Below are 15,958 nucleotides of genomic sequence, written 5' to 3' on the forward strand. Positions count from 1 at the left end.
GAAGAGGCCCTTACTGTCGCTGCAAATCTCAGACAGTGATCAACCGCTCACGCAACTTTCCAATCTCGTCGCGCATCTGCGCCGCTGCTTCGAACTCCAGGTCGCGGGCGAGTTGGTACATTTTCTCTTCCAGCGCCTTGATACGCTTGGCGATCTCGCCCGGCGAGCGCAATTCCGCTTCGTACTTGGCGTTTTCCTCGGCGGCCTTGGCCATGCCTTTGCGCTTCTTGCTGCGCGAACCCGGCACGGTGGCGCCTTCCATGATGTCGGCAACGTCCTTGAACACACCTTTGGGCGTGATGCCATTGGCCAGGTTGAAGGCAATTTGTTTGTCGCGACGACGCTCGGTTTCGCCGATCGCCCGCTCCATGGAACCGGTGATGCGATCCGCGTAGAGAATCGCCCGACCATTGAGATTTCGCGCCGCCCGGCCGATGGTCTGGATCAGCGAGCGTTCGGAACGCAGGAAACCTTCCTTGTCTGCATCGAGGATCGCCACCAGCGAGACTTCCGGCATGTCCAAGCCTTCACGCAGCAGGTTGATCCCCACCAGCACATCGAAAGTGCCCAGACGCAGATCGCGGATGATCTCGACCCGCTCCACCGTGTCGATGTCCGAGTGCAGATAACGTACCCGCACGCCGTGGTCGGCCAGGTAATCGGTCAAGTCTTCAGACATGCGCTTGGTTAGCGTGGTGACCAACACCCGCTCCTCCAGCGCCACGCGCTTGCCGATCTCCGAAAGCAAATCGTCGACCTGGGTCAACGCCGGACGGATTTCGATTTGCGGGTCTACAAGGCCTGTTGGACGGACCAGTTGCTCGACCACGCGACCGGCGTGTTCTGCCTCGTAATTGCCCGGTGTGGCCGAGACGAAAATCGTCTGCGGGCTGATGTTTTCGAACTCGTCGAAGCGCATCGGTCGGTTATCCAACGCGGACGGCAGACGGAAACCGTATTCCACCAGCGTCTCTTTACGCGAACGGTCGCCCTTATACATGGCGCCGACCTGCGGCACGCTGACGTGGGATTCGTCGATCACCAGCAAGGCGTCGGCCGGCAGGTAGTCAAACAAAGTTGGCGGCGCCTGGCCGGATTCACGGCCCGACAGGTAGCGCGAGTAGTTTTCGATGCCGTTGCAATAACCCAGTTCGAGGATCATCTCCAGATCGAAACGGGTGCGCTGCTCCAGGCGCTGGGCCTCAACGAGTTTATTGTTGGTGCGCAGGTAGTCCAGGCGTTCCTGCAACTCGACTTTGATCCCTTCGACGGCACCCAGCAGGGTTTCTCGCGGGGTCACGTAGTGGCTTTTCGGATAGAACGTGAACCGCGGAAGCTTGCGGATTACTTCGCCGGTCAGCGGATCGAAAGCGGACAGGCTCTCCACTTCGTCATCGAACAGCTCGATGCGGATCGCTTCGAAATCGGATTCCGCCGGGTGGATATCGATTACATCACCACGGACCCGGAAGGTCGCACGGGCGAATTCCATGTCGTTGCGGGTGTATTGCAGGTCTGCCAAGCGACGCAGCAACGCACGCTGATCGAGCTTGTCGCCGCGATCAACGTGCAGAACCATCTTCAAATAGGTTTCCGGGCTGCCCAGACCGTAGATGCACGACACCGTGGTGACGATGATCGCGTCTTTGCGTTCCAGCAGCGCCTTGGTCGCAGACAATCGCATCTGCTCGATGTGATCGTTGATCGAGGCATCTTTCTCGATGAACGTATCCGATGACGGCACGTAGGCTTCGGGCTGGTAGTAGTCGTAGTACGAAACGAAGTATTCAACGGCGTTGTTCGGGAAGAACGCCTTGAACTCACCGTACAACTGCGCGGCCAGGGTCTTGTTCGGCGCCAGCACCAGGGTCGGACGCTGAACCTGGGCGATCACATTGGCGATGCTGAAGGTCTTGCCCGAGCCGGTCACACCGAGCAACGTCTGGTGCGCCAGCCCGGCTTCGATGCCCTCGACCATCAGGCGGATGGCTTCCGGCTGATCGCCGGCGGGCTCGAAGCGGGTGACTAGCTGGAATTCAGACATGAAAAACCTCTGGGTTCGCGCCTGTCCGGGCGAACCGGGCAGCAACGGGAAAGACCGCAAACGACCGATGTCGCCCGAGGAAAAAACTGGATTGTGCTCAATGTGGAGCCGATTGCCCGCGCTTTCAAGGCAAACGTCCTACATCGGGTAAAACCTTTGACGATGCCAATCGACTAACGGTCGAGAAATAATCGGAAAAACTTACCGTAAAAGCCGAATCGTCTGTCGCCATCAATCGCAGATGGCCTCTATACTAGCTCCCCGTTTGTGCACCGCTCTAGTGCATTCGGCTGGAGCGCGACACGTCCCTCCACTTTCCATTCAGAGCCGCCGCAAAATGAGCCTGTTCTCCGCTGTCGAAATGGCACCACGCGATCCAATCCTGGGCCTCAACGAAGCATTCAACGCCGACACCCGTACCAACAAGGTCAACCTGGGGGTCGGTGTTTACTGCAACGAGGAGGGGCGAATTCCACTCCTGCGCGCCGTTGTCGAAGCCGAGACGATTCGCGTCGCTCAACACGCTTCCCGTGGCTACTTGCCAATCGACGGCATCGCCGCCTACGACCAGGCTGTGCAGAAATTGCTGTTTGGCAATGACTCGCCACTGATCGCCGCTGGCCGCGTCATCACCACCCAGGCCGTTGGCGGTACTGGCGCGCTGAAAATCGGTGCCGACTTCCTCAAGCAATTGCTGCCGAACGCTGTCGTGGCGATCAGCGACCCGAGCTGGGAAAACCACCGCGCTCTGTTCGAAACAGCCGGTTTCCCGGTGCAGAACTATCGCTACTACGACGCCGCGACCCACGACGTGAACCGTGTTGGCTTGCTGGAAGACTTGAACGCCCTGCCGTCCGGCTCCATCGTTGTCCTGCACGCTTGCTGCCACAACCCGACCGGCGTGGACCTGAGCCCGGCGGACTGGAACAACGTCCTGGACGTGGTTAAAGCCAAAGGTCACGTACCGTTCCTCGACATGGCCTACCAGGGCTTTGGCGATGGCATCGACGAAGACGCCGCGGCTGTACGTCTGTTCGCTGAGTCGGGCCTGACCTTCTTCGTCTCCAGCTCGTTCTCCAAATCCTTCTCGTTGTATGGCGAGCGCGTGGGCGCCCTGTCGATCGTCAGCGAATCGAAAGAAGAAAGCGCGCGCGTGCTGTCGCAAGTCAAACGCGTGATCCGCACCAACTACTCCAACCCGCCGACCCACGGCGCAAGCATCGTCGCCGCTGTACTGAACAGCCCGGAACTGCGCGCTCAGTGGGAAGAAGAACTGGCTGAAATGCGTCTGCGGATTCGCGGCATGCGCATTCAGATGGTCGACCTGCTGGCGAAAAACGCCCCGCAGCGCGACTTCAGCTTCGTCGGTCGTCAGCGTGGCATGTTCTCCTACTCCGGCCTGACGGTTGAGCAAGTGACCCGCCTGCGCAGCGAGTTCGGTATCTACGCCCTGGACACCGGCCGCATCTGCGTGGCCGCTTTGAACCAGAGCAACATCGATGTTGTGACCAAGGCCATCGTTGCGGTGATCTGAGTCGTCGAGCGGTAAAAAAACGGGACGCCAGTTGGCTTCCCGTTTTTTATTTGCCCCAGATAATTCTCAACGCGCCAACCAAGCCCTCTAGACTGCACACATATCAAAAATGTGGGAGCGGGCTTGCTCGCGAAGACGGCAGTACATTCGATGCTGATGCAAGCTGACCCACCGCTTTCGCGAGCAAGCCCGCTCCCACAGGTTTTTGTGTACATCCAAGATTTCTGACGAGAATTCAAATGAAAAACGATGACCTACGCGCCGACCGCGATGAGCTGGACCACTTCGTGCCTCGCACCCCGGCCAAACGCAGTAACAACCTGGTGATGCAAGTCGCTGCCGGCGTGTTTCTCGGCGGCCTGGCCTTGTGGCTGGTGCAGTTGGCCGCAACGATGCTGTACGCCAAACTGATGCTCGCCACCGTCACCTTCGGCGGTTAGGCCAGTTCGGTTGCGCGCTGGCTGGCTGCGTCGTCATAGGCGACGTAGAGCGATTCGGCGACCTGGCTTTTGATGGCCTTGGTGCTTTCCAGGCCCAATACAAAACCTTCCGCCTTGCCACCGGCACGGTTCAATTCATCAGCGGTGCTGGCCTGAGTGATTGCGTCGAACAGTTTTTCGGCGTGAGGGCCTACGCCTTTGGGCAGGCTGATCTGAGCGATGCTCATGCGAACACCCCGTTGTGGCGAGGTGTGCTGGTTGGGTGATTCATGGCGCGTACCTTTTCGGCGAATGGCCGGCAGCGCGTGTAACCACTTCCGGGCGGCCATGGTAGACCTCTGAGGCGATTCTGGTAACCGCCCACGGTCGATAAACCACCGTCCGTCCTCACGAACCCGCCAAGTTGTTAACAGGTGCTTGACTTCTCTTTTTGAATCAGTAACATACACGTCATTCCGCGATAGCTCAGTTGGTAGAGCAAGTGACTGTTAATCACTGGGTCCCTGGTTCGAGTCCAGGTCGTGGAGCCAGACAAGGTTCCAGAGAAAGCTTCTAAAATCTCTGAAACCACCGAAAACCCGCCTTCTGGCGGGTTTTTTTCGTTTTGGCCCTCCGTCGGATTCCGGTGGGCCAGGGTTCAACGACGCGCGGCAGATAGCCCGCCAAACACCATTCTTCCCTGGAGCCAGTTGGCCGGAGCCTCGAAGGGCGCAGCGGGATCAAACTGCTGCGTAATCCGGGCCAACGAGCTCATATCGACTTTTCTTTTTGAGACGATCCAGGCACGCAGGTATCAAGCAACATGAGTGTTCGCTGCAAGCTCATGCGCGAGCTCAGGCTTGATCTTGAACCAGAGGGCGTACATCGCTGGCAGGAACACCAGGGTCAGCACGGTGCCGGCAAACGTACCTCCAATCAGGGTGTAGGCCAGCGTTCCCCAGAACACCGAATGGGTCAGCGGAATGAACGCCAGCATCGCCGCCAACGCCGTGAGAATCACGGGCCTCGCGCGCTGCACAGTGGCTTCGACCACGGCGTTGTAAGGCGACAGGCCGGCTTGCTTATTGGAGTGAATCTGGCCAATGAGGATCAGCGTGTTACGCATCAGAATCCCTGACAAGGCAATCAATCCCACCAAGGCGTTGATCCCGAACGGCTGCTGAAACAGCAGCAGAATTGGCACCACACCAATCAGGCCCAAAGGCGCGGTGGCGAACACCATCATCATTGCCGACATCGAGCGCACCTGAATGATGATGGTCAGCAACATCAGCGCAATCATGATCGGGAACAACGGTAGCAATGCCTTGTTTGCTTTACCCGACTCCTCGATCGCGCCGGCAAACTCAATGCGGTAGCCCGCCGGCAGTTTTTCGATGATGGGCTGCAACTGCGCTATCAAGGCGTTGGAGACATCGGGTGGCTGAAGACCTTCAGCCACGTCACCGCGCACGGTTATTGTCGGCGTACGATCACGACGTCGCAGGATGGGCTCTTCCATGCGCACATCCACCGCCCCTACCTGGGACAGCGAAACGCGCTGGCCTTGGGCGCCGGTCAGCGTGAAGGCGGCAATTTTCGACGGATCCAGACGCGTTTCGCCCGCTGAGCGAGCCACCACCTGAACCGAGCGAATGTCCTCACGCACCTCGGTGACAGGCACCCCCGTAAGCAGGAATTGCAGCTGTTGCGCGACATCGGTCGAGGTCAAGCCGAATGCCTGCAGGCGATCCTGATCCAGCGTGAGATGAAGTGCCAGCGCGCGCTCGCCCAAGTCGGTGTTGACGGTCCTCATCATGGGGCTGGCGGTCATGACCTCACGCACCTGCGCGGCGATATCTCGTAACACCGCGGGGTCGGCGCCCATCACCCGGAAGGCCACCGGATACGGTGAATAAGGACCAAATACCAACTGCGTCACCCGCATCCGAGCTTCAGGCGCCAAGCCATCGGCCGCGGCTTGTCTGAGGCGGAGCTTGAGCGCCTCACGCTCTTGCTGATTCGCGGTCAGGACGACGATTTTTGCGAAGGATGGATCGGGCAGTTCAGGGGCCATCGCCAAGTAGAAGCGCGGTGCGCCCTGGCCAATGTAAGCGGTGACGATCTTGGCCTCCGGCTGCTGAGCCAACCACGCCTCGACCTTGGCCGCCGCCACATCAGTCTGTTCGATAGAGGTGCCGTAAGGCATCTGCACCTCAACCAGCACCTCAGGACGGTCGGACGTTGGGAAGAACTGCTTGTTGACCACGCCCATGCCCAGAATCGCAACAACGAACAAGCCCACGACGGATGTCGCCACCAGGCCTTTACGGCGGATCACACTGCCCAGCAGGCGCCTGAAACGCTGGTAGTTCGGCGTACCGTAAATCGCCGTATGCCCGCCTTCAGGCACCTTGATCTGCGGCAGCAGTTTGACGCCCAGGTAAGGTGTAAACACCACGGCCACCACCCAGGAAGTGATCAGCGCAATGCCAACGATCCAGAACATGTTCGCGGTGTACTCACCAGCGGTCGACTTGGCAAAACCGTTGGGCATAAAGCCGATCGCCGTCACCAACGTCCCCGACAACATCGGCGCGGCCGTGTGGCTCCAGGCATAGGCGGAGGCCTTGATTCGGTCGTAGCCCTCCTCCATCTTCACCACCATCATTTCAATGGCAATGATTGCATCGTCCACCAGCAGCCCCAGCGCCAGAATCAACGAGCCCAGGGTAATTCGATCGAAGTCTTTGCCCGTGGCCGCCATGACAATGAACACGGCCGCCAGGGTCAGCGGCACCGCCGCGGCAACCACAACGCCAACACGCCAGCCCATGCTGAGAAAACACACCAGCAGCACCACGCCCAAGGCAGCAAAAAACTTCACCATGAACTCATTGACGGATGCGTCAATATTCACCGCCTGATCCGTGACCTTGGTCAGGCTCATGCCCAAAGGCATCTGCTCGTTGATCGCTGTCGCCTCAGCCTCCAGCGACTTCCCCAGGTCCAGACCGTTCCAGCCATCGCGCATGACCACGCCGAGCAACAATGCGGGCTCGCCGTTGTTGCGCACCAAGAATGTCGCGGGGTCCTCATAACCGCGCTTGACCTCAGCCACATCGGACAACTTGAGGGTTCTGCCCTGCACCGTCAGTGGGGTATTACGAATCTTCTGCAGGTCATCAAACGCGCCATCCAGGCGGATGAAAACCTGCGGGCCCTTCGCTTCAACTGAGCCGGCCGGCGTTATCATGTTCTGCGTGTTCAACGCACTGAAGATGTCTCGTGCGGAAATGCCCAGTGTCGCCAAACGCTCGTAGGACAGCTCGACAAAAATGCGCTCGGCCTGTTCACCGATGATGTTGACCTTCTTCACACCCGCCACATGCAGCAGACGCTGGCGCAAGCTCTCGGCTTCGCGCACCAACAGACGTTGGGGCTCGCCCTTGGCCTTGAGCGCATAGAGCGCGAAGGTGACATCGGAATACTCATCATTGACCATCGGGCCGATCACCCCAGACGGCAACCCCTTCTGCTCATCCAGGATTTTCTTGCGCGCCTGGTAAAACTCCTCCTGGACGGCTGAGGGTGGCGTGCTATCGAGCAGATAAACCGTGGTGAATGCCAAGCCGGGCCGGGTAAAGGTCTCGGTCCGATCGTACCAACGCAGTTCCTGCATGCGTTTTTCCAGCTTTTCTACCACCTGGTCTTGCATCTCCTGGGCCGTCGCCCCTGGCCAGGCAGATACCACCGTCATTTGTTTAATGGTGAAAGCGGGGTCTTCCGCACGCCCCAGTTTGAAGAAGGCGTACAACCCACCCACAGAAATCAGCAGGATCAAAAACAGGGTGATTGAGCGCTCGCGCACGGCCAGCGCCGAAAGATTGAAGCCGCTCATCGACTCACCTCAACCACCGTTTTTTGCGTGGCATCGGCAAGTTCAGTCCTGACCTTCTCTCCCTCATTCAATAAGTGCGCACCCAATGCGACGACACGATCACCCACTTGGAGATCACCCGTCACGCGCACGCTGGCCTCGTTATTCAGGCTGCGAACCTTGACCGGGCGCCACGCCACCTGCTCAGGTTCCCCGCCCACCACCCAGACACCCGGGCCTCTACCCGCGTCGTAGAGGGCCCCCATGGGCACCTGTAATTCCTTGGCATCAGCAACATCCGTGTCAGCGATAACCACTGAGATCGTCGAACCCAGGGTGGCGTTGGAGAGCGCCCCCTCCAGCACATAACGCGCTTCAAACGTTCGGGTCTGTCGGTCGGCAGAGTCGGACAACTGGCGTAAACGCGCTTTACCTGCAGTCTGGTGCTGGCCGTATAGCTCAACCGTCGCCGCCGAGCCCAACGCAGGACGTAACGTCTCGGGCAACTGGATCACCGCCTCGCGCTGCCCTGAGTGGGCAACACGCACCACCACCTGACCTGCGCCAACCACCTGCCCCGGCTCCGCCAAGGTATCCACTACCACCCCGTCAGCATCCGCCAGCAACGTCGAATAACCGGTCGCGTTTTTCGCCACATCAGCCTGGGCCTGGGCAGCGTTTAACTGAGCTTTCGCCGAGTCGGCAGCTGCTTTGAACCCTGCGTAAGCTGAAGCAGATACCGCTCCGACGGACACCAGATCACGGTAGCGAAGCTCATCATCGGAGGCCTGCCGGGCTCGGGCCATGGCAGCCAGCACCGCTTCCTGCTGCGCCCTCGCGGTCAGCGTCAGGTCGTTGGCATCGATGCGCATGAGTGGCTGCCCACGTTTGACACTCTGCCCAGAGTCCACCAAGCGCTCCAAGACTTTCCCTGGCACCCGAAAACCGAGATCGCTCTGAACTCGAGCCGCGACGATACCAGTGAATACCCGTGCCGCAGGCGCGGAGGGTTGAACCACGCCGATGCGCACCAAGGGCACTTGAAGGCGAGGATCGGCAGGCGTGGCCTCGTTGCAGGCCGCCAAGGCAAATGGCAACAAAACAATGAAAATGAGTGACATGCGATGGCGCTGGATCATAAAGACCTCTCGGTAGCGGATGCACCATGCTTATCCAAGTGACCATTTCTGTCAATAGTCACTACCGAGGCGAATGAACATCGCCCACTTGATCAGGGCAAAGCAAAGAGGCTTGATATCCAGTTTTTTCAGGCGCACACGCTGGTACGGATGCGCAGCGCATCCGTCAGCAGACGTTTAAGGCATCAGGCTGCGCAGAACAAGATTGGAGATGAGAGAAGGGGCTTCTTCAACAAAATCGAGGTTGTACTGCAATAGCAGAGGATTGATGAAGGGCCGCAGAGCGAGATGAATCGCCTCTACCGTCTCGTCCAGCGGTGTCTTGCGTTCAAACTCGCCGAGCTCTCGCCCCTCACGCACGATTTGCAACACGAAGCTCTTGATCTGAGCGTCATAGACTTGTGAGCTCGGCCATCGCTCCGACGCGGAGAACGCTGCGATGTCGTAGAGTTTACGGTCGTTAAAGAACAGGCTCACACCTGTAGCGATTAAGGTTTTGACCAATCGCCGAAAACGCTCAGTCTGCGAGATGCCGTCTGCATTGATGGCCTGCTCCACAGCTGCAACGATTTCCGTCAGGCAATTGGTACAGATAGCGTTACCAATCGCCTGCTTGGATTCAAAGAACTTGTAGATGTAAGCCTTGGAAAAACCGATGGCCTTGGCTAGGTCAGAAACCGTTGTCTTGCCGTAACCGTACTGACTGAAATGCTCGTTGGCCGCCGCGACAATCTGGTCTCGGATGTCGTGATCGGCTGGGCCACGGGCGCTGGGCGAAGAAACTGATGGCTGATTCATGCGAGCAGCTTACTCATCCCAAAGGTGGTTGACAACTTGTGACCAAATTGTAATATCGTCACGAACCGACCCTTCGCAGGTACCGCATGCACCCTCCTCCTCGTTTCGCCGTCTTACTGTGTTTGGGTCTGGTTGCAGGTTGCGCAGTGGGCCCCGACTACTCAAAACCCAGTGTGGAATTGCCCGAGCATTTCTCGGCGCAAACGTCCAAGGCACGACAAGTGGCCGCCGCAAATGCCGATCTCGCCGCTTGGTGGAACGCATTTAATGACCCGATACTCAGTCAGCTGATAAATCGAGCACTTGAACAGAACCTCGATTTAGCCCAGGCAAGCGCAAGGATCGATCAGGCTCGCGCCGGTTTGGGGGCCGCTAACGCAGCCCTCCTGCCGTCGGCCACCGTCAACGGTCAAGCGGCCCGAGCCCGACAGTCATTGGAGACTCCGTTGGGCCAAGTGCTGAATTCAGACCCTTCCTATAATCGCTACGGCAGTGCCTATGAGGCGAATTTGAATGCCAGTTGGGAGCTGGATGTGTTTGGCGGGCTGCGCCGAGGTAAAGAAGCCGCCTTCGCCGATTATCAGGCCTCGCAAGCCGGAGCGATTGCCACACGCCTGGCAGTGGTCGCGCAGACTGCCGATCTTTACATCAGCATCCGTGGCCTTCAAGCACGCCTGGAAATTGCCCGGCATCAAGTAGACACACGACAACAACTGCTCACCACCATCGAACATCTCTACGCAAAAGGCCTGGCAGCTGAACTGCAGCTGAACCAGACCCAAGGCGCACTGAATCAAGCGCAGGCCACCGTGCCGGTACTACAAGCTGGCCTTGACGCGGCAATGAACGCGCTGGATGTCATGCTGGGCAAGGCACCGGGCACTTATAGCGCGCAGCTGACTAAGCTGGCGCCCATCCCTGAGGTGCCAGGCCTCTCGGACATGGGCGCTCCAGCCGACCTGCTGCGTCGGCGTCCAGACTTGATCGTCGCGGAGCGCCGTCTTGCGGCATCCAGCGCGCGCATCGGCGAAGCCATGTCCGAGTACTACCCCAAACTGTCTGTGGCTGCGCTGCTCGGCAGTGCTACATCGGTATCCAGCGCAAACCTGTTCAGCAACGGCGCCAGTCAGGCTTCGGCGGCACTGGGATTACGCTGGCGGCTGTTCGATTTTGGCCGCATCAACGCTCAAATTGATTTGGCGAAGGGCCAAGAAGCCGAAGCCTTAGCCGCTTACCGCCAGTCTGTTCTGCGGGCCTGCGAAGATGTTGAAAGCGCTTTTTCGGCGCTGATCAACCGCGAGCAACAATCGACACAACTCGCCCAAGGCGAGTCGGCGTATGCGAAAGCCCGAGCGACGTCGTTTGTCGCCTATGAAAAAGGCGTGGTCAGCCTGATCGAAGTACTGGATGCCGATGAACACCTTTTAGCGGCATCTGATGGCAGAGCCCAGGCACAAACTGAATCGGCTCGCGCTGCAGTGGCCACGTTCAAAGCATTGGGCGGTGGTTGGCAGCGAAACGACTCAGGGAGGTGAGATTTTCCTGAGGGTCGGGATACACAAAGGAATCAACAAAGGGTTCGGCGTCCGGCATGTTTGGGAAGCCCACAAAGTTGACTTGGGAAAGTATGGTTGCCACACCATCGACGATGTCGCGACTCACATAGCCAAAATGGTCGTACCTGGAGCCCCCATCTACTGCGAATTCAAGGAAATGCGAGGAGACCACAGAGTCGCCGTACTCAAAAACCCCACTGGCTCACTCATTCTCGAGCCGAGGAACGAGCGTCGTGGTTTCGGTTACTACGTCGTGACCTGGTATCCCAAGAGACGTGCTGAAGGCACCTTGGTCGGCACCATTGTCAAACCAGATTCCAGGCAATAAAAAAGGCGTCCCAAAGGACGCCTTCTGAATATTTCGAGGAGTAGTCGCAGCGATTCTTTAGCTCCAGACCACGAATGACCTTGGGTTCAGAATCCGACCGGCATGCCAGTCGTCACTACTTCAGAGGGAGCCAGCTTCTCTGCTGCCAACAAGATGGGGGGCCAATACTGGAGGCCAAGCCCAAGGATGCGCAATTGCAGACCTCGAGTCCGACTTTCAATCATGACTGGAGCGAGTGTCAACCTGCCTCTCGATCCAACCTTGAGTGCAGTCAGACATGCTCACTGCTTTTCGCATGGATGGGGTGGTGCTCGTCTGAGGCATGAGCCACCTCCACCACCGGAATCTCATTCCCGTCGCAGTCACGCAGTTTGCCTTCGCTGAAATAATCCCCTTCGCGCAACGCTGCCAGATCCTGATAACGCAGGACGCGTTCAGTACCGGCCGCGAACACCGACTGCTGATCGGAGTTACCGGCAGTGAGGTGGTTGAAGGTCAGGTTCAGCACGATGGCCATGATCGCCGACGAACTGATGCCCGAGTGGAAGATCGTGGCGAACCAGCTTGGGAAGTGGTCGTAGAAGCTCGGCGCAGCGATGGGGATCATGCCGAAGCCGATGGAGGTGGCGACGATGATCAGGTTGACGTTGTTGCGGTAGTCGACCTTGGACAGCGTACGAATACCGCTGGCCGCCACGGTGCCGAACAGCACGATACCGGCGCCGCCGAGGACAGAAGTCGGTACTGCGGCGATAACGCGACCCATAAACGGCAGCAACCCGAGGATCACCAGAAACAAACCGCCGGTAGCCACCACGAAACGGCTCTTGATCCCGGTCACCGCTACCAGCCCGACGTTCTGGGCGAACGCGCTTTGGGTAAAGGAACCGAAGATCGGCGCGATCATGCTCGACAGCATGTCGGCGCGCAGGCCGTTGCCCAGGCGTTTGGAGTCGACCTTGGTGCCGATGATTTCACCGACGGCGAGGATGTCAGCCGAGGTTTCCACCAGGGTCACCATGACCACGATGCACATCGACAGGATCGCGGCGAAGTGGAAGGTCGGCATGCCAAAGTGGAACGGCGTCGGGAAGCCGAACATTGGGCCTTGAGTGACGGACGAGAAGTCCGCCATGCCAAGGAACACCGCGATCACCGTGCCGATAACCATCGCCAACAGGATCGACAAACGAGAGATGGTCGCGCTGCCGATCTTGCTCAACAGCAGAACCAGCACCAGCGTGACCGCCGCCAGACCGATGTTCGCCATGCTGCCGAAGTCCGGGGCATGGCTGTTGCCACCCATGGCCCAGCGCGCAGCCACTGGCATCAGCGTCAGGCCGATGGTGGTGATCACAATGCCCGTGACCAGCGGCGGGAAAAACCTGGTGATTCGCGAGAACACCGGCGTGATCAGCAGGCCGATCAACGACGCGGCAATCACCGCCCCGAGAATCGATTGAAACCCGCCCTCCCCGCCGCTGCTGACAATCGCCACCATCGTCGCGACACCAGAGAACGATACGCCCTGTACCAGCGGCAATTGGCAACCGAAAAACGGTAAGCCCAGGGTTTGCAGCAATGTCGCCAGCCCCCCTGCAAACAATGAAGCAGCAATCAACAAACCGATGTCCGCTGGCGAGAGCCCGGCCGCCTGGCCGATGATCAAAGGCACCGCAACGATGCCGCCGTACATGGTCAGAACGTGTTGCAGGCCGTAAGCCATATTCGCGCCGACCCCGAGATTTTCATCCTCAGGCCGTTGGTGTGAAACATGGGGCGTTTTCATGGTTTGGGGGGTTCCCTGGTTTTTGTTGTGCGCACACTGTATTCAATACTCAGGACAAATGTCTATAGAGTTGTATACAACTAATCAGTCAGATTATGGACACATGGCCATTCCACACCTGAGACTTGCGCCGCACCTTCCCTGATATGAAGCCAAAACCTCCCGGCAACATGACGCAAGGCAAGACGTGCACTACCTTGATAGAGGTACGCTTTCACCGAGACCACGATAGGACATCGACATGAGCAAGGCTGACCAACTCGCCGCGAAACTGAAGCAAACCCAGCAGTCCAGCGCCGACGAGACACTTCGTGTAGATCACCAAATAGACAGCTGGCCTGCACAGGTTTACGAGCTGTACCACCTCATCGAAACCTGGCTGGCGCCGCTCAGCGAAGCCGGGCTGAACATTCGGCGAGTGCCGACGCACGTCTTCGAGCGTCATCCCGACGGGGCGACCTATGACTACGCCATCGACCAGTTACTGATTGAAGGCAACCACCACAGCATCACCTTCGACCCCGTCGCTCGTTTCACTGAGGACGGTGCCGGGCGTGTCGAGATCCGCACCCAAGGGAAAACACTCTCGATGCTGCGAACCGTGAGCGAACACGGCGAGACGCAGTGGTGGCTGCAGGCGATCGATCAATCCGGGCAACAACCGGATGCAATCGCCATGACCGAAGACAATCTGCTGTCGGTGGTGCAGGAGGGACTGCAGCTGTGAGGCTCAGGGCTGTTGAATCAGCCCTTCAATAACCCGGCGCAATGCCGCCTCCCGCGGCACCCGAATGTCGAATTCGCTGCGCAACAAACCCAGCAATTCATCCACATCCGTCACTTGCCGCCGTTCAGTCTCACTGCCGATCCGATGAATCGCAAAACTGCCGTTGTTCAGCGTGCGGCGCCACCCTTCGCCGGTGCGCGCCACCATCAGCTGCCTGGCAAACGACGATTCGGGATGGGTCGAGACGTACCAGTTGCCGACGGCGTAATCGATGTCTTCCTGGCGCTGCAAATCGAAAATGTACATCGCCCGCCATTCGCCGGCGACGTTGGCGCGCAGGGTGTAGCCATCCTCGTGCGGCTCGATGCGATAGGGTTCGTGAGGTGTGAACTGTTCAGCCGGGGTATCGAGCATCAGCGGTGCGGTGGGCACCATGCCGCCGAAGCCGACGTCGGTGATGTAACGCACGCCGTCCAGGGTCACCAGGCTCAAGCGGTGTGTACGGGCGGTCCATGCGCCTTCGGGCTGGCCCATGACCACTCGGCCGGAGATACCGCGAGCGTCGAAGCCCAGCTCCTGGAGCAAGGCCAGGAACAGGTTGTTGAGTTCGTAGCAGTAACCGCCGCGACCGTCGTGCAGAACCTTTTGCTCGATGGACGGCAGGTCGATGAGCACCGGCTGACCCGACAACGTGGTGAGGTTTTCGAACGCGAAGGCGCCGGTGTGGCGCAGTTGAAGTTGGCGCAAGGTTTCCAGGGTCGGCGCCGGAGGCGCACCGAAGCCCAGGCGCTGCAAGTACAACGCAATATTCGTCAGCTGTGGCTCGCTCATTGCTCGGTCCTTATGCAGGGCGCCGGATTTCTCCGCCGATGGGCGCCATGTATAAGGGAAAAAGCGGTTCGACTGACAATTGATTTAACCAATCGCCGCACACGCCAATATCAACGCAACTTGCGCGAACTCAATCGAATCCACGTCGGCGCATGATCACTCGCGTGGGGCTCGTTGCGAACCCAGGCATCGACTCCGGCCTCCTGCAGATAAGGACTCAGCGCCGGGTTAAGCAACAGATGATCGATGCGCAGCCCTGAGTTCTTTTGCCAGTGCTGGCGAAAATAATCCCAGAAGGTATAGAGCCGATCCTCCGGATACAGATGGCGCAAGGAATCGGTCCAGCCCTGGGCCAGCAGGCGCTGATAACACTCGCGGCTTTCAGGTTGCAGCAACGCGTCTTTCAGCCAGGATCGCGGGTTGTAGATGTCCAGGTCAGTGGGCACCACGTTGTAGTCACCGGCCAGGACCACGGGATGCTCACTGGCCTGAAGCGTCTGCGCGTAATGGATCAGCCGTTCAAACCACGCCAGCTTGTAATCGAACTTCGGCCCCGGCTGCGGGTTGCCGTTGGGCAGGTACAGGCAGCCCACCAGAATCCCGTGCACGGCGGCCTCCAGATACCGGCTATGGGTGTCGCTGTCATCACCCGGCAGGCCTCGACGACTTTCCAGCGGCTGAGCATCCCGAGCCAGAATCGCCACGCCGTTCCACGAAGACTGACCTTGCCAGATCGCGCCGTAGCCAGCGGCCTCAAGCTCGGCGGCGGGGAATGCACTGTCGACTGACTTGAGCTCTTGCAAACAGGCGATGTCTGGCTGCTCTCGCTCAAGCCAGGCCAGCAAGTTCGGCAGCCGGGCGCGCATGCCGTTGACGTTGAATGTCGCGATTTTCAGGTTCTTCATGGGCCAAC

Annotated in this window: 12 protein-coding genes and 1 tRNA gene; 5 read left to right on the forward strand and 8 right to left on the reverse strand. The window is 58.9% G+C overall.

Annotation, left to right across the window (positions count from 1 at the left end; translation table 11 throughout):
- Positions 1–28 precede the first annotated feature (28 nt).
- Positions 29–2,044, reverse strand: a complete 2,016-nt coding sequence (gene uvrB, locus CKW16_RS12060) for an excinuclease ABC subunit UvrB (RefSeq protein WP_095128605.1) — start codon at positions 2,042–2,044, stop codon at positions 29–31.
- Between the two features lie 337 nt (positions 2,045–2,381).
- On the opposite strand from uvrB, the gene CKW16_RS12065 reads away from it, so the two are divergent.
- Complete coding sequence (locus CKW16_RS12065) at positions 2,382–3,578, forward strand: amino acid aminotransferase (protein WP_095128606.1); 1,197 nt, start codon at positions 2,382–2,384, stop codon at positions 3,576–3,578.
- Between the two features lie 239 nt (positions 3,579–3,817).
- Positions 3,818–4,018 (forward strand): hypothetical protein, encoded by a 201-nt coding sequence (locus tag CKW16_RS12070; protein WP_095128607.1) that lies wholly within the window; start codon positions 3,818–3,820, stop codon positions 4,016–4,018.
- On the opposite strand, the gene CKW16_RS12075 is transcribed toward CKW16_RS12070, so the two are convergent.
- The gene (locus CKW16_RS12075; protein ID WP_008007186.1) at positions 4,015–4,245 is read right to left on the reverse strand and encodes a hypothetical protein; all 231 of its coding nucleotides are present in this window, start codon (positions 4,243–4,245) and stop codon (positions 4,015–4,017) included. The genes CKW16_RS12070 and CKW16_RS12075 overlap by 4 nt on opposite strands.
- Before the next feature lie 227 nt (positions 4,246–4,472).
- On the opposite strand from CKW16_RS12075, the gene CKW16_RS12080 reads away from it, so the two are divergent.
- Positions 4,473–4,548: transfer RNA gene (locus CKW16_RS12080), tRNA-Asn, on the forward strand.
- A 263-nt stretch (positions 4,549–4,811) separates the two neighbouring features.
- Here CKW16_RS12080 and CKW16_RS12085 read toward each other — a convergent pair.
- From CKW16_RS12085 to CKW16_RS12095, 3 genes are all read right to left on the reverse strand, one after another.
- Entirely contained in the window at positions 4,812–7,898 is a 3,087-nt protein-coding gene (locus CKW16_RS12085; protein WP_095128608.1) for an efflux RND transporter permease subunit, read from the reverse strand.
- Positions 7,895–9,016: an efflux RND transporter periplasmic adaptor subunit gene (locus CKW16_RS12090; protein ID WP_095128609.1), complete on the reverse strand. Its 1,122-nt coding sequence runs from the start codon at positions 9,014–9,016 to the stop codon at positions 7,895–7,897. The genes CKW16_RS12085 and CKW16_RS12090 overlap by 4 nt, the downstream gene beginning before the upstream one ends.
- 177 nt (positions 9,017–9,193) lie before the next feature.
- The gene (locus tag CKW16_RS12095; RefSeq protein ID WP_038982986.1) at positions 9,194–9,814 is read right to left on the reverse strand and encodes a TetR/AcrR family transcriptional regulator; all 621 of its coding nucleotides are present in this window, start codon (positions 9,812–9,814) and stop codon (positions 9,194–9,196) included.
- An 86-nt stretch (positions 9,815–9,900) separates the two neighbouring features.
- Between CKW16_RS12095 and CKW16_RS12100 the strand changes: the two genes are divergently transcribed.
- Positions 9,901–11,349, forward strand: coding sequence for an efflux transporter outer membrane subunit (locus tag CKW16_RS12100; protein WP_095128610.1), 1,449 nt, complete (start codon positions 9,901–9,903; stop codon positions 11,347–11,349).
- Between the two features lie 620 nt (positions 11,350–11,969).
- On the opposite strand, the gene CKW16_RS12110 is transcribed toward CKW16_RS12100, so the two are convergent.
- Positions 11,970–13,487 carry a nucleobase:cation symporter-2 family protein gene (locus CKW16_RS12110; RefSeq protein WP_095128612.1) on the reverse strand — a complete coding sequence of 506 codons (1,518 nt, stop codon included), beginning with the start codon at positions 13,485–13,487 and terminating at the stop codon, positions 11,970–11,972.
- 241 nt (positions 13,488–13,728) lie between these two features.
- Here CKW16_RS12110 and CKW16_RS12115 point away from each other — a divergent pair, with 241 nt between their 5' ends.
- Entirely contained in the window at positions 13,729–14,214 is a 486-nt protein-coding gene (locus CKW16_RS12115) for a hypothetical protein (RefSeq protein WP_095128613.1), read from the forward strand.
- 3 nt (positions 14,215–14,217) lie between these two features.
- Here the strand turns inward: CKW16_RS12115 and CKW16_RS12120 are convergent, their stop codons facing one another.
- Both CKW16_RS12120 and CKW16_RS12125 read right to left on the reverse strand, forming a co-directional pair.
- The gene (locus CKW16_RS12120) at positions 14,218–15,045 is read right to left on the reverse strand and encodes an arylamine N-acetyltransferase (protein ID WP_095128614.1); all 828 of its coding nucleotides are present in this window, start codon (positions 15,043–15,045) and stop codon (positions 14,218–14,220) included.
- 110 nt (positions 15,046–15,155) lie between these two features.
- Complete coding sequence (locus CKW16_RS12125; RefSeq protein WP_095128615.1) at positions 15,156–15,950, reverse strand: exodeoxyribonuclease III; 795 nt, start codon at positions 15,948–15,950, stop codon at positions 15,156–15,158.
- Positions 15,951–15,958 lie beyond the last annotated feature (8 nt).

It is taken from the genome of Pseudomonas sp. Irchel s3h14 (genome assembly GCF_900187425.1).
Taxonomy (GTDB): Bacteria; Pseudomonadota; Gammaproteobacteria; order Pseudomonadales; family Pseudomonadaceae; genus Aquipseudomonas.

Excerpts from the sequence above, each read along its gene's own strand:
- uvrB (WP_095128605.1), bottom strand. The coding sequence starts at position 2,044 with ATGTCTGAATTCCAGCTAGTCACCCGCTTCGAGCCCGCCGGCGATCAG.
- CKW16_RS12065 (WP_095128606.1), top strand. The coding sequence starts at position 2,382 with ATGAGCCTGTTCTCCGCTGTCGAAATGGCACCACGCGATCCAATCCTG.
- CKW16_RS12070 (WP_095128607.1), top strand. The coding sequence starts at position 3,818 with ATGAAAAACGATGACCTACGCGCCGACCGCGATGAGCTGGACCACTTC.
- CKW16_RS12075 (WP_008007186.1), bottom strand. The coding sequence starts at position 4,245 with ATGAGCATCGCTCAGATCAGCCTGCCCAAAGGCGTAGGCCCTCACGCC.
- CKW16_RS12085 (WP_095128608.1), bottom strand. The coding sequence starts at position 7,898 with ATGAGCGGCTTCAATCTTTCGGCGCTGGCCGTGCGCGAGCGCTCAATC.
- CKW16_RS12090 (WP_095128609.1), bottom strand. The coding sequence starts at position 9,016 with ATGATCCAGCGCCATCGCATGTCACTCATTTTCATTGTTTTGTTGCCA.
- CKW16_RS12095 (WP_038982986.1), bottom strand. The coding sequence starts at position 9,814 with ATGAATCAGCCATCAGTTTCTTCGCCCAGCGCCCGTGGCCCAGCCGAT.
- CKW16_RS12100 (WP_095128610.1), top strand. The coding sequence starts at position 9,901 with ATGCACCCTCCTCCTCGTTTCGCCGTCTTACTGTGTTTGGGTCTGGTT.
- CKW16_RS12110 (WP_095128612.1), bottom strand. The coding sequence starts at position 13,487 with ATGAAAACGCCCCATGTTTCACACCAACGGCCTGAGGATGAAAATCTC.
- CKW16_RS12115 (WP_095128613.1), top strand. The coding sequence starts at position 13,729 with ATGAGCAAGGCTGACCAACTCGCCGCGAAACTGAAGCAAACCCAGCAG.
- CKW16_RS12120 (WP_095128614.1), bottom strand. The coding sequence starts at position 15,045 with ATGAGCGAGCCACAGCTGACGAATATTGCGTTGTACTTGCAGCGCCTG.
- CKW16_RS12125 (WP_095128615.1), bottom strand. The coding sequence starts at position 15,950 with ATGAAGAACCTGAAAATCGCGACATTCAACGTCAACGGCATGCGCGCC.